The organism is Tistrella arctica (genome assembly GCF_039630945.1).
Classification (GTDB): domain Bacteria; phylum Pseudomonadota; class Alphaproteobacteria; order Tistrellales; family Tistrellaceae; genus Tistrella; species Tistrella bauzanensis.
Genome location: NZ_JBBKTV010000018.1, coordinates 1 through 20,392 on the forward strand (window position 1 = coordinate 1; position 20,392 = coordinate 20,392).

Below are 20,392 nucleotides of genomic sequence, written 5' to 3' on the forward strand. Positions count from 1 at the left end.
GTCCGCGCGGTCGCAGACAAAAAGAGCCTGAAACTCAGGCGCAAGCTCGCAGGCTGGGATGTCAAATACCTCGCTTCCATCCTCGGGTTACCTCTCCGTTAACCTGGATTCGGAGCCCTGGGCACCCGATCAGGCGGCGGCACCCCCCAGATAACGCTGGCGCAGATGGGCCAGGAAATCATCGGCGCCGAGTGGCGCGCCGGTGGCGCGCAGGATCAGTTCGTCAGCCGACCAGCGGCAGCCCTGGCTGTGGACATTGGCACGCAGCCAGCCCAGCAGACCGGCGAAATCGCCCCGTGACAGGTCGTCATCCAGATCCGGCAGCGCCCGGCGCGCCGCCTGGAAAAGCTGCGCCGCCGCCATCGCCCCCAGCGAATAGGTCGGGAAATAGCCGAAGGAGCCGGTCGGCCAGTGGATATCCTGCAGGCAGCCGTCACGGTCGGTATCGGGCACCACGCCCACCAGCCGGGCCATGCCCTCGGCCCAGGCGCCGGGCAGATCGACCACCGCCAGATCGCCGGCGATCATCGCCCGTTCCAGCCGATAGCGCAGGATGACATGGCCGGGATAGGTCACCTCGTCGGCGGTCACCCGGATCAGCCCCGGCTTCACCCGCACCATCAGCGCATGCAGATTGTCCGCGCCATAGGCCGGATCGTCGGCATCGGCACCAAAGGCCAGACGCGCGCATTCGGCGAAAGCGGTCATGAACGCCCGGCTGCGGCTGGCCTGCATCTCGATCAGCAGCGACTGGCTTTCATGCAGGGTCATGCCGCGCGCCAGCCCCACCGGCTGATCGCGCCAGGCTTTGGGCAGGCCGTGTTCATAAAGCGCATGGCCGGTCTCGTGCAGCACCGCCATGGCGCTTTCGGCGAAATCCGCCTCGTCGTAACGGGTGGTGATGCGCAGATCGTCGGGCACCCCGCCCGAGAACGGATGATGGCTGACATCCAGCCGGCCATGATCGAAGGGGAAGCCGGCCATGGTCATCAGCCGGATGCCCAGTGCGCGCTGCGCCGTCACCGGAAACGGCCCATGCGGCCGCACCGGCTGGGGCCGGGCCGCCTGTGCCGCCAGCGCCGCCTCGCGGATCACCGGCAATTCGGCCTCGAGCCGGGTAAAGATCCGGTCGATATCGTCGGGGTTGCGGCCCGGATCATAGGCATCGAGCAAGGCCGCATAGGGTGGCAGGCCAAGGGCGGCCCCCTTGGCCGCCGCCACCTCGCGCGCCAGCGACAGCACATGGTCCAGCGCCGGCGCGAACCGGGCGAAATCATTCGCGGCCCTGGCCTCGCGCCAGATCATCTCGCAGGCCGACGACGCCTCGGCCTGCCGCACCACCAGATCGGCGGGCAGTGCCGTGGCATGGGCATGCCGGCCGCGCATCTCGGCCAGATTGGCCCGCTGCCAGCCGATATAGCCGGCCACCTCGGCGGTATCGGGCGTGGTGCCGTCAAGCTCGGCCGCCGCATCGTCGAACAAGGCCGGCAGGTCGGGGGCGGTCAACAGACCATGGCCGATCTCGGCCAGGGTCGCCATCTGCGCGGATCGGGCAGTGGCGCCGCCCTTGGGCATGTTCACCGCCCAATCCCAGCCGAGCACGCCCTCGGCGCCCTCGATATGCGACAGGCGACGGAAGCGGCGTTCGAGTTCGGCCATGGCGGACATGAGCGGCGTCCCTGGGGTTGGTGGTGGATGGTCGGCGACCGGGAAGGGTCAGGCCGAAGCCTGATGGCGGGCCAGTGCCTTGGGATGCGGGCGCGGCACGCCGGTCTCAGGCCCGAAGGCCGCATGCAGCGCGGTCACCACCAGCGAGGCCAGCACCAGAACCCCCATCGCCTGATGGGTGGCTGCCGTCCAGACCGGCACATGCAGCATGATCACCGCGGCCCCCATGCCGACCTGAAGCGCCACCAGCCCGACGGTGCGGTGCATATCGCGAGAGAAGCCGGGCGCGCGGGCGCGCATCGACCGCGCCCACAGAAACAGCGCCAGGATCGACAGCGCCGTGGTGCCGGCCAGCACCCGATGGGTGAAGTGCAGGGCCACCATCGGATCGTCCAGCGGCGGGATCACGTCACCATCGCAGAGCGGCCAGGTGGAACAGGCCAGCGAGGCGCCGTTCTTGGCCATCATCGCGCCGGAGGCGATGGTGGAGAGCGCCAGCGCCGCCACCAGCAGCACCAGCAGCCGCGCCGCGCGCGGCACCGGCTCGGTCCAGACCAGCGCGCTCTGTGCCGGCCGGCCGGCGCTGACATACATTCCGATCAGCATCGCCAGCACCAGTTGGGCATTGCCCAGATGGACCGCCACGCTCCAGGGCGAATTACGGTCCAGCACCGTCAGCCCGCCCAGCAGGCCCTGCACCAGCAGCAGCGCCAGGGCCGCGATGCCGAACAGGCCGGGGCGCAGGTTCTCTCGCCGCATCGTCAGCGCCCAGATCGCCAGCACCAGCACCAGCGGCCCCACGATGATGCCGGCGATGAAGCGATGCACCCATTCATACATCACCTGAAGATAGGTGTAGTCGACATTGGGGATGGTCGCGAGCTTGGCCGGCGTCGGCACCCAGAAGCCATAGCACACCGGCCAGTCGGGGCAGGACAGCCCTGAATTGGTGGCGCGGATCACGGCCCCCAGCACGATCAGGCAGAAGGTCGCGAAGATGGCGATGCCGGTCAGGGCACGGAAGCGGCGGTTCGAGGTCTTCATCACGGGGCCGTGGACTGGTGAGCGGAGCGTCGGCAGGCAGGCGCGCGGCAGATGTCAGCGCCGCCTGCGATAGACGACATAGATCACGATCAGCGACAGGGCGAGGGCAAACCAGGTGATCGCGTATTGCAGATGATCATTGGGCATCTCGGACCGGGTCTGGCCGCCACGCGGCAGATCGCCCGGCACCGGGGTGTCGTCGGCCTCGACATAGACCGGCGCCAGCTTGTGGTCGACGAAATCGCCCATCAGCCTCAGGTCGATCGTGAACCAGAAATTCTCGCTGGGCCGGTTGTCGGGCACAATCCAGGCGGTCGCCGGCACCCGGGCGATGCCGGTGACCCGGGTGATGCCCTCGATCTGGCCGGCGGCACGGGTTTCCGGCGCCTTGTTGTCCAGCGGCACCCAGCCACGGCTGACCAGCACGGTCTGTTCGGTGCCGCCGGGAAGGTCGGTGCGCTCGAACGGCGTCAGAATATGATAGCCGCTATTGCCGTTCAGCGATTTCGCCGCCTGATACAGTTCCTTGTCATGCAGGAACCGGCCGGTCATCTCCACCCGCCGGAAGGCCCAGGCCTGCAAGACCTCAGGCGTCGCATCGTCGGCAAACACCGGCAGCGGCACCGGGTCGGCGGCAAGCTGCGCCTGACGGGTCTCGATCAGATCGGTCTTCCAGGCCAGGCGCTGCACCTGCCACACGCCGAGCCCGGCCATGATGGCGACCGCGATGATCACCAGCACCAGCAGCAGCGGCCCGTCCTTGCGGCGGATGCCGCCGCGCCCGGCACCACCGCCATTCGCGGACGCTCCGGCCTTCGCGGACGCCCCGGCCTTCGCGGATGCCCCGCCCCTGGCCGCGCCGCCGGCTTTGTGCGGCGCGGTGCCCTTCGGAGGCAGAGTAGCCTGCCCCTGGGCGGCGCGCTGCTCACGCGTGTGGCGCTTCGACGCGGCCTGGCGCTTGGCGGCGGCATTGCGCCGGGCGATGGTGGGTCGTTTGGTCGACATGGGGGCGGGTCAGTCCTCGGTATCGTCGTCCTCGCGGCCGAGCCCGGCCACGCGATGGCGGTATTGCTGAGCGATCATCCAGGCTTTCATCGGCCGGAGCAGCCCCACCGACAGCACCACCGCCAGCGGCAGCCACAGCAGCAGGTGCAACCACATCGGCGGCGCCCAGGTCAGCTCCACCCACAGCACCAGCGCCATCAGGATGAAGCCCACGATCAGGATCACGAAAGCGGCGGGGCCGTCGTCACTCGCCACCGATTGCAGGTCCAGCCCGCAGCGGTCGCAGGACGCGCGAACGGCGAGAAGCCCCTTGAACAGGCGCCCCTCGCCGCAGCGTGGACAGCGGCACCCAAGGCCGGCGGCCAGCGGCGACACCGCCGGCCATGCCGGACCCTCGGGCCGGTCAGACATCAATGGCCCCAGACATAGATCGAGACGAACAGGAACAGCCAGACCACGTCGACGAAATGCCAGTACCAGGCCGCCGCCTCGAAGCCGATATGCTTGGTGGCGCTGAACTGGTTCAGCATCGCGCGGCGCAGGCAGACCGCCAGGAAGATGGTGCCGACGATGACGTGGAAGCCGTGGAAGCCGGTCGCCATGTAGAAGGTCGAGGCATAGACGCCATCGGTGAAGGCGAAGGCGGCATGGCTGTATTCATAGGCCTGCACGCACGAGAAGAACAGGCCGAGACCGACGGTGACCGCCAGCATCTGCACGGTCGTGCGGTTGTCGCCGTCGCGCAGCGCATGATGCGCCCAGGTCAGCGTGGTGCCCGACAGCAGCAGGATGGTGGTGTTCATCAGCGGCAGGTGCCAGGGGTCGAAGGTCTCGATGCCCACCGGCGGCCACACGCCGCCGACCGCCTCGGTCGGGAACAGCGAGGCATTGAAATAGGCCCAGAAGAAGGCGACGAAGAACATCACCTCGGAGGCGATGAACAGCACCATGCCCATGCGCAGCCCGATCTGGACCACGCCGGTATGGGCCTTCTCATGCACCGACTCCTTGACCACGTCCCGCCACCAGCCGGCCATGACGCCCAGCACCGCCAGGAAGCCGATCGTCAGCACGATGCCGCCGATCGAATTGCCGTGCATGTACATGACGCCGCCCGAGGCGAGGGTCAGTCCGGACATGGCGCCGAGGAAGGGCCACGGGCTCGGATCGACCAGATGGTAATCGTGCACTTTGGTGTGCGCAGCGTGTGCTTCGCTCATCTTCACTCTCCTCAAGGCCGCTGCCGCATGACCCCTTGTCGGCCGGTATGCGCGGACGCGGTCCGTCCGTCTCTGCCCGGCGCGGGCGAACCATAACCATTGACCCGCAGTCCGGGTCCATCCCGGTCAGGGGCAGTTCCATGCCCGCGCCGGCAGAACCGGCGCGGGGCGCGTGCGTTCCATCCCTGGAAACCGGTGAGGATCAGCCGCCGGCGGGCCGGCCGGTCCCCCAGTTTCGCGCGGTGTCGGCGGACACAGTCCCCGCCGCCGCCGCAAGCTTGTCGAGGGTCTGGCCGGTGCGCTCCAGATAGCTCTGCAGCCCGTCCTCGCCCAGATCGAAGAAAGTATAGGACAACGTCACCGTCCGTACCTCTTCGACATTCCGGTCATCGGCCATCTTGGGGTCGATATAGAAGCTGACCGGCATATCGACCGACTGCCCCGGCATCAGCAACTGCTCGGTGAAGCAGAAGCAGTCGATCTTGTCGAAATACAGGCCCATCTTCTGCGGCGTGACATTGTATGCCGCCTGCCCCAGAACCGGCCGGTCGCTGTTGTTCACCGCCTTGTAGAAGGCCAGCCGGCGTTCCCCCACCTTCACCACCACCTCGCGCTGCTCGGGATAGAAACCCCAGGGCATGCCGCGGGCGGTGTCGGCGTTGAACCGCACGGTCATTTCGCGGTCGAGCACCGGCACCTCGCCGCCACCCGAAATCTGGGTGGTGCCGCCATAGCCGGTGACCTGACAGAACAGATTGTAGATGGTCGAGGAATAGGCGGTCAGAACGCTCATGCCGCCCAGCATGACGAACACACCAGCCAGGGTGCGCCGCTTCGCGCGGCGCAGCCGGCGGTCGCCATCGCTGACGGTGGCTTTTTTTCCCATCTCCGGATCGCGGTCGGTCATCGTCTGTCCCGGCTCCCGCTCAACTCATTTTCGCGATGGTGATGGCGAAGAACAGCGCCACCATCGCCCATAGCAGGATGAACAAGGCCCAGTTGCGCTGGCGCATCCGCTTCATCCGCGCCTGCGCCTCGGGCGATCCCGGGTCGGTGTGACCGGTCACGATCGCACGCTGCGGATCATATTCATCCGACGTCATCGGTGGCGTCACCCCGGCCACGGGCGGCTTGGCGGCCTTGCTCATGACCACACCCCAAGGCCCAGCGCCTTGTCGGCGACCATCAGGGCGAACTGGGCGAACAGATACAGGATCGAGAACCGGAACATCGCCTTGGGCGCCGCGTCACCCTCGCTTCGCGCCACCCGCAGCGCGTGCCCCAGGAACATCAGGCTGAGCCCGCCGGCCGCGACCGCATACCAGACGCTGGCCATGCCGATCAGCCAGGGCGTCACCGACAGCGGCAGCAGGGCCACGGTATAGATCAGGATCTGCTTCTTGGTCTCGCGGCGGCCGGCCACCACCGGCAGCATCGGCACGCCGGCGCGGGCATAGTCGCCATCGCGATACAGCGCCAGCGCCCAGAAATGCGGCGGGGTCCACATGAAGATCAGCGCGAACAGCACCAACCCGCCCAGCGACACATCGCCCGAGACGGCGGCCCAGCCCACCATGGGCGGGAAGGCACCGGCAGCGCCGCCGATGACGATATTCTGCGGCGTCGAGCGCTTCAGCCACATGGTGTAGATGAAGATATAGAAGCCGATGGTCAGCGCCAGAAGCGCCCCCGCGACCGGGTTCACCGCCAGCCCCATCACCAAGACCGAGGCCACCGCCAGGGTGACGCCGAAGGCGAGCGCGGTTTCAGGCTCCATCCGGCCCGCCGGGATCGGGCGGTCGGCGGTGCGGGTCATCACCGCGTCGATATCGCGGTCGTACCACATGTTGATCGCACCGGAGGCACCTGCCCCGACCGCGATGCACAGCAGCGCCACGAAGGCCAGCACCGGATGCAACTGCCCCGGCGCCAGGAAGATGCCCACGGCGCCTGTGAACACCACCAGCGACATCACCCGCGGCTTCAACAGGGCGATGAAGTCGTCGACACCCGGATCCACCGTTTGCGGGGCGGCATGCCCGGCGGAAGACGCGCTGGAGCTGTAGACGGTATCGGTCACGAGCTTTGGCCTCGGATGATCAGGACGCGACGCGGGGGGATAAGCTTGCGTCGCCGACGTCCCGACGGTCGGGACGATGCGAAGGGCCTCGGAACAGAGCAGGAGCCGCGAGCGGGATGGTCACGGCCCCGGCGCTGGCCCGACGGGCGCCCAGGTGGGACGGCTGGCGGGACGGCTCCGGTCCGCAGGCGGCATCGGCTGCCATCTGCGGACCGGACAAGCCGGGTCTGGCACGGGCGGGCTTACTTCACCCGCGGCAGGCCATCCTCGAAGGTGTGGAAGGGCGGCGGCGAGGTCACCGTCCATTCAAGGGTGGTGGCACCCTCGCCCCACGGGCTGTCGGCGCATTTCTGACCCGCCGTCAGGGTGCGGAACACCACGAAGACGAAGAACAGCGCTGCGAAGCCCGAGATGTAAGCCCCCATCGAGGCCACATGGTTCCAGCCCGCATACACATCCGGATAGTCCGGGATACGGCGCGGCATGCCGGCCAGGCCCAGGAAGTGCATCGGGAAGAAGGTGAGGTTCACGCCGATGAAGGTCAGCCAGAAGTGGATCTTGCCCAGGGTCTCAGGATACTGGCGGCCCGACATCTTGCCGATCCAGTAGTAGAAACCCGCGAAGATCGCGAACAGCGCGCCCAGCGACAGCACGTAGTGGAAATGCGCCACCACGTAATAGGTGTCGTGCAGCACGGTGTCGACGCCGGCATTCGACAGCACCACGCCGGTGACGCCGCCAACCGTGAACAGGAAGATGAAGCCCATGGCGAACAGCATCGGGGTCTTGAACTCGATGGAACCACCCCAGGCGGTGGCGATCCACGAGAAGATCTTGATGCCGGTGGGAACCGCGATGACCATCGTGGCCGCCGTGAAATAGGCGCGGGTGTCCACGTCAAGACCGACGGTGAACATATGATGCGCCCACACCACGAAGCCGACCACGCCGATCGCGACCATGGCATAGGCCATGCCCAGATAGCCGAAGATCGGCTTGCGGGCGAAGGTGGAGATCACGTGGCTGATGATGCCGAAGCCCGGCAGGATCATGATGTAGACTTCAGGGTGACCGAAGAACCAGAACAGATGCTGGAACAGGATCGGGTCGCCACCCTTGGCCGGGTCGAAGAAGGCGGTGCCGAAATTGCGGTCGGTCAGCAGCATGGTGATGGCGCCGGCCAGAACCGGCAGCGACAGCACCAGCAGGAAGGCGGTGACCAGCATCGACCACGCGAACAGCGGCATCTTGTGCAGGGTCATGCCCGGCGCGCGCATGTTCAGGATGGTGACGATGAAGTTGATCGCGCCCAGGATCGACGCCGCACCCGACAGATGCAGCGAGAAGATCGCCATATCGACCGCGGCCCCGCCATGGGAGACGCTGCCCGACAAGGGCGGATAGATCGTCCAGCCGGTTCCGGCCCCGCCATCGACGAAGGCCGAGCCGATCAGCAGCGCGAAGGACGGCGGCAGCAGCCAGAACGAGATGTTGTTCATCCGCGGGAACGCCATGTCCGGCGCCCCGATCATCAGCGGCACGAAGAAATTGCCGAAGCCGCCGATCAGCGCCGGCATGACCACGAAGAAGATCATGATCAGGCCATGCGCGGTGATGACCACGTTATAGAACTGATAGTCGCCGCCGAAGATCTGATCGCCCGGAGTTTGCAGCTCCGCGCGGATCAGCATCGAGAAGAAACCGCCGATCAGGCCCGCGATCACCGCGAACACAAGGTACATCACGCCGATGTCCTTGTGGTTGGTCGAGAAGACCCACCGCTTCCAGCCCGTCGGATGGTGCGCGCCGTGAGCGTCGTGTGCGCCCGCGTGTGCCATGACCAATCCCTCTTGTTGTCAGATGACGCGGAGCGTTACCGGCTCGCCAGCGCGACCCGGACGTCGCCGTCCTGGTCGACACGGGCGAACTTGCCCTGAGCTTCGGTCACCCAGTTATTGAACTCGCCCTCGGCGCGGGCTTCGATCACGATCGGCATGAAACCGTGGCGGATGCCGCAGATTTCAGAGCACTGACCGTAATACACGCCCGGCTTTTCCACGCGGAACCAGGTTTCGTTGAGGCGGCCCGGCACGGCATCCATCTTCACACCGAAGGACGGCATCGCGAAGCTGTGCAGCACGTCCTCGCTGGTGATCAGCAGACGCACGGTCTGGCCCACCGGCACGACCACGCGGTTGTCGACTTCCAGCAGACGGTGACCACCTTCCGGCAGCGCATCGCCTTCGAGCAGATTGCTCACAAAGCCGAAATTGCCGTTGTCCGGGTACTCGTAGGACCAGTACCACTGATGACCCACCGCCTTGATGGTGAGATCCGCCTCTTCCACCTTGTCCTCGAAATAGATCAGGCGGAACGAGGGAATGGCGATGACCACCAGGATCAGGATCGGCGCCACCGTCCAGGCGACTTCCAGCATCGTGTGATGCGAGCGCTTGGATGGGGTGGGATTCGACTTCCGGTTAAAGCGCAGGACCACGAGGATCAGCAGCGCCAGCACGAAGATCGACACGGCAAAGGAGATATAGAGCAGGATGTCGTGCAGATTGACAACCTGTTCCATCACAGGCGTTGCCGGCGCCTGAAAGTTTAGCTGCCATGGCTCTGCCCGTCCGTCGGCGAACGCCGCGCTGGCGGTCCCGATCAGGGCAGCCACCGCCGCGAACAGCGAAAGAATATGAAACTTCGACCTCATTCTCGGCCTTCCCCCTGCGGAATGGCTCCGCCCGTCTTCTCTGCCGGACGGCGTTCGACCACGTCCTCACGTCGCCCGTGCGGGACATTTTGCCGCACGACGCGGCCAAACCTACACCACGACCCTGCGGCTCACAAGCCGTGCGCAGACGCGTCTGCCGCGGCCCGACCACGGCCGGAACCCCGCGGTCTTGCTGCCTTTAGGCTGGAGCGACCCGCATGATCCAAGAATGCGACAACTCGTCGCATGCGCCTTGAACGCGGATCGCGGACTACCGTTCCGGGCCGTCGGACCCGCAACCGGCCCGACCGGCAGAATGGCTGCCGGCCGCGATCCGGCGGTCCTTATAACTGCCCGTCGCCCGCTATATATACCATGATCAGTCCCTGTGCAGCTTCCATTGCGATGGAATGCCGCAGGGGCACCGTGTCACACTGGGTTCGCGATCCGCGGCACCAGCCGCAGCCGGTCCACCACCGGCCGGCCGGCCCCGGCTCCGCCCCCTGCCCCGCTCCTCAGACATGAAGGCGCCACCATGCCCGATCACGCAACCGCCGCCCCCGCCGATCCCTTCTTCGCCTCGGGTGCGCTGGATCGCAGCCGGCTCGAACGCCGGGTCGCCGATGCGCTGCGCGGGGCCGATGATGGTGAACTGTTCCTTGAATACCGTCAGTCCGAGGTGCTGGGCTTCGACGACGGCCATCTGCGCTCGGCCAGTTTCGACACCGTCCAGGGTTTCGGCATGCGCGCCGTCGCCGGCGATACCGTCGCCTATGCCCATGCCAGCCAGATCGACGACGCGGCGCTCGATCGTGCCGCCGAAACTGTCGGTGCGGTGCTGCGCGGTCATGGCGGCACGCTCGACGTGGCGCCGGCAAAGCCGGGTCCGGCCCTCTACCAGCCCGGCAACCCGCTGGACGTGATGCCCTTCGCCGACAAGGTGGCGCTGCTGGCGGAAATCGATGCCTGGGCGCGCGCGCGCGACAACCGGGTCCGTCAGGTCAGCGCCACATTGTCGGCGAACTGGCAGGTGGTCGAGATCCTGAGGCCCGATGGCAGTTCGGCGCGCGACGTGCGACCGCTGGTCCGCATCGGCGTGTCGCTGCTGGTCGGTGAAGGCGACCGCCAGGAAAGCGGCTATGCCGGCGCCGGCGGCCGGGCCGGCTATACCACCTGGGTGGCGCCGGATCGCTGGCAGGCGCTGGTGGAAGAGGCGCTCGGCCAGGCATTGCTGAACCTGGAGGCTTCCCCCGCCCCCGCCGGCGAGATGACCGTGGTGCTGGGCCCGGGCTGGCCCGGCATCCTGCTGCACGAAGCCATCGGCCACGGGCTGGAGGGCGATTTCAACCGCCGCAAGCTGTCGGCCTTCTCGGGCCTGATCGGCGAGCGGGTGGCCGCCCCCGGCGTAACCGTGGTCGATGACGGCACCATCGAGGGCCGGCGCGGATCGATCACCATCGACGATGAGGGCACGCCCTCGTCACGCACCGTGCTGATCGAGGACGGCATTCTGAAGGGCTATATGCAGGACCGGATGAATGCCCGCCTGATGGGCACCACAGCCACCGGCAATGGCCGCCGCGAAAGCTATGCCCATCAGCCGCTGCCGCGGATGACCAACACCTATATGCTGGGCGGCGACAAGGATCCGGCCGAAATCCTGGGCTCGGTGAAGCGCGGGCTCTATGCCAAGGAATTCGGCGGCGGTCAGGTCGACATCACCTCGGGCAAGTTCACCTTCTCGGCCTCGGTCGCCTATCTGATCGAGGATGGCAAGATCACCCGGCCGGTGAAGGGCGCCACCCTGATCGGCAACGGCCCCGACGTGCTGAAGCGGGTGTCGATGATCGGCAACGACATGGCGATGGATGCCGGTATCGGCTCCTGCGGCAAGGACGGCCAGTGGGTGCCGGTGGGCGTGGGTCAGCCCACCCTGCGCATCGACGGCCTGACCGTCGGCGGCACGGAAATCGCCGCCGCCTGAGCCATACCACCACCCGCTCCACAGAAAACCCCCGCCGGTGACGCCACCGGCGGGGGTTTTCTGATTGTGGAACCAGCCTGGCTCGCGGGCCTGCCCCTTCAGCGCCCCGGTATGAGCTTGGCCGGCCGGGTCGGGCCGGCCGTGCGCCGCTGATAGAGATAGAACAGCACGAACAGCCCCAGCGCGATCGCCTGCACCGCCAGCCGGTCGAGCACCGGAATATAGGGCGCGATGAAGCCCGGCCGGAACATCAGGAAGGCGATGGCGAACAGCGCCAGACGCTCCCACCACAGGCAGGCCCGGCCGAACCAGCCCTGCACCCCGGCGGCAAAGGCGAACATCGCCGCCAGCGCGCAGATCGAGATCCAGATCAGATGGATCGGGTCGTCGATCCAGATCGCCCGGCCCGCATCATCCACCCCCGACACCATCAGCAGATCGGTGTTGAACAGGAAGATGAACGGCAGGATCGCGGTCCGCATGTCATAGGTGAAGCCCTGAATGCCGGTCTTGATCGGATCGGCCTTGGCGATCGCCGCCGCCGCATAGGCAGCCAGGCCCACCGGGGGCGTGTCGTCGGCCAGGATGCCGAAATAGAACACGAACAGATGCGCCGCGATCAGCGGGAACACCAGCCCGGCATCGCCGCCCAACTGCACGATCACCGGCGCGGTCAGGGTGGCCATGATGATGTAGTTGGCGGTGGTCGGCAGCCCCATGCCCAGGATGATCGAGGTGATCGCCGTCAGCACCAGCATCAGATAGATATTGCCGAAGCTGATCACGTCGATCAGCGTCACGAACCGGCCGACCAGACCGGTGATGGTGACGGCGCCGACGATGATGCCGGCCGCGGCCGTGGCCACGCCCACCGACACCATGTTGCGCGCGCCCATCACCAGACCCTGGAAGATATCGTCCAGCCCTTGCGCGAAGCCCGCGCGCAGTTGCGGCCCCACCGGCTGGTTCCTGTCGCGGGTCAGCCAGGCCATGATCGGCCGCTGGATCAGCATGATCACCGCCATCGCCTCGATCGCCAGCAGCACCGACAAGGTCGCGGAACGCTGCAAGACCACCAGATAATAGACCAGCACCACCACCGGCACCAGGAAGTGGATGCCGGCGATGAAGGTCTGGCGGAAGCGCGGCAGTTCCGATTTCGGCACCGGCTTCAGGTCCAGCTTGCAGGCTTCCAGATGCACCACATAGACCAGCGCCAGATATGAGATCACTGCCGGGATCAGGGCGGCGCGCACCACGTCCAGATAGGGGATGCCCAGAATCTCGGCCATGATGAAGGCGGCCGCCCCCATCACCGGCGGCATGAGCTGACCGTTGGTCGAGGCCGCGACCTCGATCGCGCCGGCTTTATGGGCGGGCAGGCCGACCTTCTTCATCAGCGGGATGGTGAAGGTGCCGGTGGTGACGGTGTTGGCGATCGACGAGCCCGAGACCAGCCCGGTCAGGCCCGATGCCACCACGGCGGCCTTGGCGGGGCCGCCGCGCAGATGGCCCAGCAGCGAGAACGCCACGTCGATGAAGTACTTGCCGGCCCCGGCCCGGTCGAGCAGGGCACCGAACAGCACGAACAGGAACACGAAGCTGACCGACACCCCGATCGGCACCCCGAAGATGCCGGTGTCGCTGAGATACATGTCGGTCATCAGGAAATCGAGCGGCACGCCCTGATGGCGGATGATGCCGGGCATCCAGGGGCCGACGACGCAATAGATCAGGAAGACGATGGCAAGGATCGCCAGCGCCGGCCCCAGTGTGCGCCGCGCCGCTTCCAGCAGCAGCACGATCGCGGCGATGCCGAACCAGACATCGCGTTCCAGCGGCAGGCCGGCGCGCATCACGATGTTCTGGTAGTCCCACCACAGATACAGCACGGCGACCATCGAGGCCGCCAGCAGCACCAGATCGTAGACCGGCACCTTATGGGCGGCCGAATGGCGACCACCCGACAGCGGGTCCAGAAGCTTCGCCAATCGGCCGCTCGGATCGCGATAGGCGGGATAGCACAGGAAGGTCAGCACCAGGGCGAAGGTCAGGTGAAACACCCGGGCCAGGAACTGGTCGAAGGGCACATAGGCGATGTACAGCTGAAATGCCGACCAGCCCAGGCAGACCGCCACGATCAGCCAGCGCATCATCCGGCTGTCGGGATGGCGTGCACCGGCCTCGACCTGGGCGACCAGCGCCTCGGCCGCGGCGGTGTCGCCGACATCCAGGTCCGGATCCTGTACCGGCCCCGATCCACCTGCGGGCGCCTTGCGCCCTCCCGCTCCGGATGTGGCCATCGGCCCCCCCCTCTCGCCCTTGGTCATCAAGTCCGTGGTTCAGAACACATGGCAGGCGTGCGGCCCGGTCCCCCACCGGGTCGCACGCCTGTCGGGCTGGCGATTACATCCAGCCCTTTTCCTTGAAGTACTTCTCGGCGCCCGGATGCATCGGCGCGGTCAGACCGTCGAGCATCTCCTTGGGATCAAGATCCTTGAAGGCGGCATTCGATGCCTTGAAGGCATCGAAATTGTCGAAGAAGGTCTTCACGAAATCATAGACCGTCTCTTCCGACACATCCGAGCTGGTCACCATCGTCGCCTTGACCGCATAGGTCTCGGTCGGCTCGTCGACACCACGATAGGTGCCGGCGGGGATGGTGGTCATCACGTAATAGGGCCGCTCCTCGACGAACTTCTTGATCGCATCCGAGTTGACGTCGACCAGATCGATCTGGGTCGAGTTGGCCGGATCTTCGATCGCCGCCGACGGGTTGCCGACGGTGTAGAAGAAGGCATCGATCTTCTGGTCGACCAGCGCGCGCGAGGCTTCACCCTGCTGCAGCCCCTGAGCGTTCAGATCCTTTTCCGGATCGAGGCCGTACATCTCAAGCACGTCCATGGCGTTGCCGCGCTGGCCCGAGCCGGGGTTGCCGATATTGACCGACTTGCCCTTCAGATCCTCGACCGATTTGATGCCGGTGTCCTTGCGGGTCACCAGCAGCACGGTTTCGGGATGCACCGAGAACACGCTGCGCAGGTTCTCGACCTTCTTGCCGTCCCAGTCGGCGGCGCCGTTCCAGGCGTTGTAATTGGCGTCGGACTGGGCCACGCCGAAATCGAGCAGGCCACGGCTGACGGCATTGACGTTGAACACCGAACCCAGCGCCGGACGGCCGACGCAGTTCAGCTTGTCGGCCGCCTGCTTGTTGATGATCGCGCAGGCCTGCAACGCCACCTGATAATAGACGCCGGTGACGGCGCCGCCGCCGATCAGAATATCGGTGGCAGCCAGGGCCTGGCCGCCGCCCAATGCCATGCCACCGGCAAGAACACTGGCCGCGAGGGCTGATTTACGAACGAACATCGCTCTCCCTTTCATAAGTCACTGTTATCCCCTGAGACACGCAGCCCGACCCGATGACGATGGGCAGGCTGCGATCCGGCCATGGCCGGACTCAGGCCGGCCCCGGTTCAGGCCAGGCCGAAGACACGGCGTGCCGCCGCGGCATCGGCCAGCGGCCGGCCCAGGGCATCGGCCACCGCCGCAGCCTGGGCGATCAGCGCCGCATTGTCGGGCGCCGTCCGGCCATCCTTCAGATTCATATTGTTCTCGAACCCCAGCCGGGCATGGCCGCCCAGTGCCACCGCGGCGCCGGTTGCCGCGAGTTCGGCGGCACCGAAGGCGCACACCATCCACGGGTCATCGAAGCCGGTATCCGACTGAGCGGCCAGATAGCCGACCAGTTCGCCCACCCGGCCACCGCCGGGGGCATAGCGTCCCAGAACATACAACACCGGTGCGGCACCACCGTCGAGCGCCGCCGGCCCGGCCGCGGCCGGCAGCACGCCCCGATCCCGCAGCCGGGCCAGACGATAGACATCGGCCGCGTCGTACAGAATCCATTGCCAGCCACAGCCGGCCGCGGCCAGATCCTCAAGCAATCCCTGCAAGGCGGCTTCGGCCACCGGGTCGGCGGCTCCTTTGTCGATCGGCGGCAGGAATTCCCGCAAGCCCAGCGAACAGAAGCCCGGCTTCAGCGCCCGCATCGCCGCAATCTGCTCCGGCGCCCGATAAATGCCTGCCGCCTCGCTGGTCACCTGGATCAGCAGCCGGTCGCCCACCGCATCCTCGACCGCCGCAACCGCCGCACGATACCGGTCGGGATCAAGGCTGTGGCGGCCATTGTCGTCACGCACATGCAGATGGATCATCGCGGCACCTGCATCGGCGGCCCGAACCGCCGCATCCGCCAGTTCGGCCGGTCCCACCGGCAGACGCGGATGATCGCCGTGGCCGCGCCGGGCACCATTGGGCGCCACGGCCAGCAACACCGGTTCGGCCGTCGGCTCTGCCGGCGTCGATGGGCTGGACGGCTCCGCAGCCGGGGGCACGGCGGGTGCGTCGGTCATCCCTGAGCTTGCCTCTTCAATTCGGGGGGGGTGGGGGCGATGATCGGCCACCGGCGACAGCCGGGGCAGTGCTGTCGACCGATCATCCATCATCATTCAGGGCTTGTCTGCCCTTGATTTCCAGCAGACCCTGCGGTTGAACGATCATTGCGCCGCATACGCCGCCGGCCTGCCGGCCATTGCGCGCCGCCATCGGCAAATGTGCGGAATCCATCCAGATGCGCTTCGGCCGCCGCCACGCGATCATCCGCGGCGGCACCGCCTGCCACCGCAACCAGCCCGACCAGGGCCTGAGACAGCGCCAGCCCGCCGGTCAACGAGCGGAACACGCCCGGCCCGTCATGGGCCATGGTCAGCACATGGCCGGCATAGGCCGCCACCGGCGCATCGGGACTGTCGGTGATGGCAATCACCGTGGCGCCGGCCCCGGCGGCGAACACCGCGGCGTCGCGGGTGCTGCGGGCATAGCGGGCGATGGTCACCGCCACCAGCACGTCGCCGGCACCCAGCCCACGCAGCGCATCGGGCAGCAGGCCGGCCGCGTCGCCGGCCAGCACCACCCCCGGCCGCACCAGATCCAGCGCATAGGCCAGATAAAAGCCCAGCACATGGCATTTGCGCTGCCCCACCACCACCACCCGGCGGGCACCGGCCAAAGCGGTTGCGGCGGCCGCCAGCGCCGGCACCCTGTCATCGCCCAGGGTGCGATCCAGATTGGCGCGGTCGGCGGCCAGATAATCGGCGATCAGCGCCGCCGGCTCTGTGGGCGCGGCAATCCGGTGCAGGCGCCGCGCGCGATCGGCATAGCCGCCGGCGCCGGCCGCCACCAGCCGCGCCCTGAACACCGCCGCCAGTTCGGTGAAACCGGCAAAGCCCAGCCGCTCGGCCAGCCGCACGAAGCTGGCCGGCACCACCCCGGCCTCGTCGGCCAGCCGGCGCATCGACACCATGGCCACCCGGTCGGGATGGTCGAGCAGATGGCGGGCCGCCCGGCGCAGTTGCGGGCTCAACCCCTCCAATGCGCCTGCGATCTGCGCCAGCACCACGTCGGGGTCGCTGTTGCCCTGTCCGGGGTCTGCCGCCGTCATGCGGCGCGCAGGCCGGCATCGGCCATCGCCCGGTCGATCGCCTGGCCCAGCCGCTCGACCGCCAGGGCCAGTTCGTCCTCGGTGGCGATGAAGGGCGGCGCCAGCAGGATATGGTCGCCATCGATGCCGTCGGCGGTGCCGCTGCCCGGATAGCAGATCAGGCCCAGATCGAAGGCCGCCGCCTTGATCCGCTTCGCCAGCCCGGCCGTGGCGGGAAACGGCCGCTTCGTCGTCCGGTCGGCCACCAACTCGACGCCCCGGAAGAAACCGCGGCCCCGGATGTCGCCGACCTCGGGCCGCGCGCCCAGACCGTCGCGCAACAGGCGCTCGAAGGTCGCGTCCAGGCCGCGCACCCGTGCCACCAACCCGTCGTCGCGGATCACCTCCTGCACCGCCAGCGATGCGGCGCAGGCAACCGGGTGGCCCATATAGGTGTGACCGGTCATCAGCCCCAGCCGGCCATGCAGCACCACATCGGCGATCGCATCCGACACCAGCACCGCGCCGATCGGCTGATAGCCGGCACCCAGCCCCTTGGCCATGGCGATCATGTCGGGCGCCACGCCATCGGCCTCACAGGCATACAGATACCCGGTGCGCCCCATGCCGCACATCACCTCGTCCAGGATCAGCAGCACGCCGTGGCGATCACAGATCTGACGGATCGCCTTGAAATACCCCTCGACCGCCGGCACCGCGCCAAGGGTCGCCCCCACCACCGGCTCGGCCACGAAGGCCAGCACCGTCTCAGGGCCCAGCACCCGCAACTGATGCTCGAATTCCGCCGCCAGCCGCTGGCCATAGGCGATGTCGGTTTCGTCCGCCGCGCGATGCCGCCAGGCATAGCAGGGCGAGACATGCACCACATCATCGATCACCCAGGGCAGGAAGGGCCGCCGCCGGCCGGTATTGCCGGTCGCCGACAGGGCGCCGAGGGTGTTGCCATGATAGCTCTGGCGCCGCGCGATCACCCGTGTGCGGGCCAGATCGCCGCGCTCGACCGCATATTGCCGGGCGATCTTCAGCGCGCTCTCGATCGCCTCGGACCCGCCCGACACGAAACAGGCCCGGCCGATGCCCTCTGGCGCGCCCTCGACCAGCATCTCGGCCAGCCGCTCCATCGGCTCGTTGGTGAAGAAGCCGGTATGGGCGAAGGCAACCTTGTCGAGCTGGGCCATGATCGCATCGCGCACCCGCCGGTTGCCATGCCCCAGACACGACACCGCGGCACCGCCGGAGGCATCCAGATACCGCCGCCCCTCGGCATCGATCAGCCAGCACCCCTCACCGCCCACCGCCACCGGCAGGACATCGCCGGTATGGCGGTGCAGGACATGAGAGGTCGCGCGGTTGCGGCGCAGCGGGCCCGTCGATGCGGGCGTGGAGACGGGCGCGTGACGGTCCGACATGGGTCATCATCCGAAGCAGGAGACTGGCGGGAGACAGGTGCCGCAATGATGCTAGGCCGTTGAAAATGGGGGCGCAACATCTGTTTCAATGAAACATATTGTGGGTATGTGTTTCATTTTAGAGGATGCGCACGGCAGCCGGTGTCGAGCGTTATGATGGATGCAGCATACGGCATTCTAGCGTTTTACGCGATGATCCGCGCATGATATATGACCCCGTGAGCATGCCTGGCGGCAAGCCACCGGGATCCGACACGCCCGGCATGATCGGCTTCGCCTTCCACCGTCGGGGCCGCGACGGCGAGGCGGTGATCGCGGCCACCGTGGCGCAGATTCTGCCGGCGCTGCCGGCCGGCAGCCGGCGGCGCAGCGCCTGAACACGCGCCTCAGCCTTGGCACCTTTCCCGAACCGCTGGATCGGATCCGACAGAGCGGGCCGGCCTGACGGAGCGGGCCGGTCTGGCAGAGCAGGCATCGGCGGGGGCAGCGAACCCCCGCCTCGGTCCGTCAGATCACCTGCTCACGCGCCGCCGCCAGCGCCGCCAGGCCACCGACCACGCCGAAGACGCGGAACGGGCAGGGCGCGTCATTGGCGCCGCTGGCGGGCTCGATGCGGGGTTCCACCTCGTCGCACATCTGGGTGAAATAGGCGCCCATGGCGTTCAGGCTGTCATACTCGCCACGGCCCTTGTTGACCCGATAGAAGCCGCCGACCGCGCGGCCGTCGACCAGATAGATCACCGGCTCGGCGCTTTCGCCGTCGATCAGGTCGACCGTCGGCACGCCTTCCTGAACGATCACCTCGGTGTTCAGCGCACCTTCCTTGATGACGTTCATCTTGTGGCGGGTCTTCTTGTTCATCTCAAGAATGTCCTCGCCCGACTTGGCGGTCATCACACCCATGCCATAGGTGCCGCTGTCGGCCTTGACGAAGACATACGGGTCGCTCTCGATACCGTATTGGCGATATTTCTCGCGGGTCAGGTGCACCACCTTGTCGACGCCGCGCGCCACACAGCCAAGCCCGGCCTTCTCGCGGAAATTGATCTGGCCGCACTGGTGCCACAGCGCCTGGATCAGCCACGGGTCGATGTCGAATTCCTCGGCGAAGGCGTCGGCGACCTGACCATAGGCCGAGAAATGACCGCTCTTGCGGCGGCGATACCAGCCCAGTTCCAAAGGCGGGATCACCGGCTGATCCAGCCCGACCAGGATCGAGGGCGCGCCCGCGGTCATGTCGTTGTTCATCAGCACGACATCGGGCACGAAGCCGTCGAGGGTGCCGATCCGTCCACCCTCGCGGCGCAGCGGCTCCACCCGGATATCGGCGCCGGTGGCGGTTTCCAGCACCATCGCCTCGTCGAGATCATACATCAGGCTGCCGAGACGCACCTCCCAGCCGGCGGCCTCGATGATCTCGGCCAGCACCCGGACATTTTCCAGGTAATGCAGGTTGCGGGTGTGGTTCTCGGGCACCAGCAGCAGGCGGCCACCCTCGGGCGCGATGCGCGCCAGATGATTGCGGAACCGGTCGGCGGCGCGGCCGCGCGCCGCGCGCGAGATGTTGTTGAACCCGGCCGAGAACAGATTGGTGTCGACCGGCGCCAGCTTCACGCCGGAATGGCGCAGATCGACCGAGCTGTAAGGCAGCGCCGGGGTCTCGTCGAACCGGGCATCAAACCAGGCCGTCACCTTGTCGGCGCGGGCGGCGATGATGTCGTCGAGAAGCGGCAGAATGAGTGTGTGCATGGGACGGGCGGCCTCCG

The 20,392-nt window shown here is 67.2% G+C and carries 18 protein-coding genes; 2 read left to right on the forward strand and 16 right to left on the reverse strand.

Going from position 1 to position 20,392, the window contains the following annotated elements; genetic code table 11:
* Positions 1-129 precede the first annotated feature (129 nt).
* The 10 genes from WG924_RS26185 to coxB all read right to left on the reverse strand — a co-directional run bounded on the left by WG924_RS26185 (position 130) and on the right by coxB (position 9,691).
* Positions 130-1,668 (reverse strand): carboxypeptidase M32, encoded by a 1,539-nt coding sequence (locus WG924_RS26185; protein WP_345935984.1) that lies wholly within the window; start codon positions 1,666-1,668, stop codon positions 130-132.
* A 48-nt stretch (positions 1,669-1,716) separates the two neighbouring features.
* Complete coding sequence (locus tag WG924_RS26190; protein WP_345935985.1) at positions 1,717-2,712, reverse strand: COX15/CtaA family protein; 996 nt, start codon at positions 2,710-2,712, stop codon at positions 1,717-1,719.
* 54 nt (positions 2,713-2,766) lie between these two features.
* Positions 2,767-3,717: an SURF1 family protein gene (locus tag WG924_RS26195; RefSeq protein ID WP_345935986.1), complete on the reverse strand. Its 951-nt coding sequence runs from the start codon at positions 3,715-3,717 to the stop codon at positions 2,767-2,769.
* 9 nt (positions 3,718-3,726) lie between these two features.
* Positions 3,727-4,128: a DUF983 domain-containing protein gene (locus WG924_RS26200; protein WP_345935987.1), complete on the reverse strand. Its 402-nt coding sequence runs from the start codon at positions 4,126-4,128 to the stop codon at positions 3,727-3,729.
* Positions 4,128-4,937: a cytochrome c oxidase subunit 3 gene (locus WG924_RS26205; RefSeq protein WP_345935988.1), complete on the reverse strand. Its 810-nt coding sequence runs from the start codon at positions 4,935-4,937 to the stop codon at positions 4,128-4,130. The genes WG924_RS26200 and WG924_RS26205 overlap by 1 nt, the downstream gene beginning before the upstream one ends.
* Before the next feature lie 202 nt (positions 4,938-5,139).
* Positions 5,140-5,844: a cytochrome c oxidase assembly protein gene (locus WG924_RS26210; RefSeq protein WP_345935989.1), complete on the reverse strand. Its 705-nt coding sequence runs from the start codon at positions 5,842-5,844 to the stop codon at positions 5,140-5,142.
* Between the two features lie 19 nt (positions 5,845-5,863).
* A complete protein-coding gene (locus WG924_RS26215; protein WP_188579193.1) occupies positions 5,864-6,085 on the reverse strand; it encodes a cytochrome c oxidase system small membrane protein in 222 nt (73 codons plus the stop codon).
* Complete coding sequence (cyoE, locus tag WG924_RS26220) at positions 6,082-7,017, reverse strand: heme o synthase (protein WP_372044844.1); 936 nt, start codon at positions 7,015-7,017, stop codon at positions 6,082-6,084. Before cyoE ends, WG924_RS26215 begins: the two co-directional genes overlap by 4 nt.
* A 242-nt stretch (positions 7,018-7,259) precedes the next feature.
* Positions 7,260-8,855 carry a cytochrome c oxidase subunit I gene (ctaD, locus tag WG924_RS26225; RefSeq protein WP_345935990.1) on the reverse strand — a complete coding sequence of 532 codons (1,596 nt, stop codon included), beginning with the start codon at positions 8,853-8,855 and terminating at the stop codon, positions 7,260-7,262.
* A gap of 35 nt (positions 8,856-8,890) precedes the next feature.
* Positions 8,891-9,691 carry a cytochrome c oxidase subunit II gene (coxB, locus tag WG924_RS26230; RefSeq protein WP_345935991.1) on the reverse strand — a complete coding sequence of 267 codons (801 nt, stop codon included), beginning with the start codon at positions 9,689-9,691 and terminating at the stop codon, positions 8,891-8,893.
* Between the two features lie 574 nt (positions 9,692-10,265).
* On the opposite strand from coxB, the gene tldD reads away from it, so the two are divergent.
* Positions 10,266-11,714 carry a metalloprotease TldD gene (gene tldD / locus WG924_RS26235; RefSeq protein WP_345935992.1) on the forward strand — a complete coding sequence of 483 codons (1,449 nt, stop codon included), beginning with the start codon at positions 10,266-10,268 and terminating at the stop codon, positions 11,712-11,714.
* 98 nt (positions 11,715-11,812) lie between these two features.
* Here the strand turns inward: tldD and WG924_RS26240 are convergent, their stop codons facing one another.
* From WG924_RS26240 to WG924_RS26260, 5 genes are all read right to left on the reverse strand, one after another.
* Positions 11,813-14,017, reverse strand: a complete 2,205-nt coding sequence (locus tag WG924_RS26240) for a TRAP transporter permease (RefSeq protein ID WP_345935993.1) — start codon at positions 14,015-14,017, stop codon at positions 11,813-11,815.
* Positions 14,018-14,120: 103 nt separating this feature from the next.
* Positions 14,121-15,083, reverse strand: coding sequence for a TAXI family TRAP transporter solute-binding subunit (locus WG924_RS26245; protein ID WP_345935994.1), 963 nt, complete (start codon positions 15,081-15,083; stop codon positions 14,121-14,123).
* A 107-nt stretch (positions 15,084-15,190) separates the two neighbouring features.
* Entirely contained in the window at positions 15,191-16,129 is a 939-nt protein-coding gene (locus WG924_RS26250) for a beta-keto acid cleavage family enzyme (protein ID WP_345935995.1), read from the reverse strand.
* A 92-nt stretch (positions 16,130-16,221) separates the two neighbouring features.
* A complete protein-coding gene (locus WG924_RS26255; protein ID WP_345935996.1) occupies positions 16,222-17,217 on the reverse strand; it encodes a MurR/RpiR family transcriptional regulator in 996 nt (331 codons plus the stop codon).
* Positions 17,214-18,626, reverse strand: a complete 1,413-nt coding sequence (locus WG924_RS26260; RefSeq protein WP_345935997.1) for an aspartate aminotransferase family protein — start codon at positions 18,624-18,626, stop codon at positions 17,214-17,216. The genes WG924_RS26255 and WG924_RS26260 overlap by 4 nt, the downstream gene beginning before the upstream one ends.
* A 218-nt stretch (positions 18,627-18,844) precedes the next feature.
* Between WG924_RS26260 and WG924_RS26265 the strand changes: the two genes are divergently transcribed.
* A complete protein-coding gene (locus WG924_RS26265; protein ID WP_345935998.1) occupies positions 18,845-19,003 on the forward strand; it encodes a hypothetical protein in 159 nt (52 codons plus the stop codon).
* A 130-nt stretch (positions 19,004-19,133) separates the two neighbouring features.
* Here WG924_RS26265 and gshA read toward each other — a convergent pair whose 3' ends face one another.
* Positions 19,134-20,375, reverse strand: coding sequence for a glutamate--cysteine ligase (gene gshA / locus WG924_RS26270; RefSeq protein ID WP_345935999.1), 1,242 nt, complete (start codon positions 20,373-20,375; stop codon positions 19,134-19,136).
* Between the last annotated feature and the right edge of the window lie 17 nt (positions 20,376-20,392).

What these genes read in the sequence shown, in the direction of transcription:
- WG924_RS26185 (WP_345935984.1), bottom strand. Translation starts at nt 1,668, where the DNA reads ATGTCCGCCATGGCCGAACTCGAACGCCGCTTCCGTCGCCTGTCGCAT.
- WG924_RS26190 (WP_345935985.1), bottom strand. Translation starts at nt 2,712, where the DNA reads ATGAAGACCTCGAACCGCCGCTTCCGTGCCCTGACCGGCATCGCCATC.
- WG924_RS26195 (WP_345935986.1), bottom strand. Translation starts at nt 3,717, where the DNA reads ATGTCGACCAAACGACCCACCATCGCCCGGCGCAATGCCGCCGCCAAG.
- WG924_RS26200 (WP_345935987.1), bottom strand. Translation starts at nt 4,128, where the DNA reads ATGTCTGACCGGCCCGAGGGTCCGGCATGGCCGGCGGTGTCGCCGCTG.
- WG924_RS26205 (WP_345935988.1), bottom strand. Translation starts at nt 4,937, where the DNA reads ATGAGCGAAGCACACGCTGCGCACACCAAAGTGCACGATTACCATCTG.
- WG924_RS26210 (WP_345935989.1), bottom strand. Translation starts at nt 5,844, where the DNA reads ATGACCGACCGCGATCCGGAGATGGGAAAAAAAGCCACCGTCAGCGAT.
- WG924_RS26215 (WP_188579193.1), bottom strand. Translation starts at nt 6,085, where the DNA reads ATGAGCAAGGCCGCCAAGCCGCCCGTGGCCGGGGTGACGCCACCGATG.
- ctaD (WP_345935990.1), bottom strand. Translation starts at nt 8,855, where the DNA reads ATGGCACACGCGGGCGCACACGACGCTCACGGCGCGCACCATCCGACG.
- tldD (WP_345935992.1), top strand. Translation starts at nt 10,266, where the DNA reads ATGCCCGATCACGCAACCGCCGCCCCCGCCGATCCCTTCTTCGCCTCG.
- WG924_RS26240 (WP_345935993.1), bottom strand. Translation starts at nt 14,017, where the DNA reads ATGGCCACATCCGGAGCGGGAGGGCGCAAGGCGCCCGCAGGTGGATCG.
- WG924_RS26245 (WP_345935994.1), bottom strand. Translation starts at nt 15,083, where the DNA reads ATGTTCGTTCGTAAATCAGCCCTCGCGGCCAGTGTTCTTGCCGGTGGC.
- WG924_RS26250 (WP_345935995.1), bottom strand. Translation starts at nt 16,129, where the DNA reads ATGACCGACGCACCCGCCGTGCCCCCGGCTGCGGAGCCGTCCAGCCCA.
- WG924_RS26255 (WP_345935996.1), bottom strand. Translation starts at nt 17,217, where the DNA reads ATGACGGCGGCAGACCCCGGACAGGGCAACAGCGACCCCGACGTGGTG.
- WG924_RS26260 (WP_345935997.1), bottom strand. Translation starts at nt 18,626, where the DNA reads ATGTCGGACCGTCACGCGCCCGTCTCCACGCCCGCATCGACGGGCCCG.
- gshA (WP_345935999.1), bottom strand. Translation starts at nt 20,375, where the DNA reads ATGCACACACTCATTCTGCCGCTTCTCGACGACATCATCGCCGCCCGC.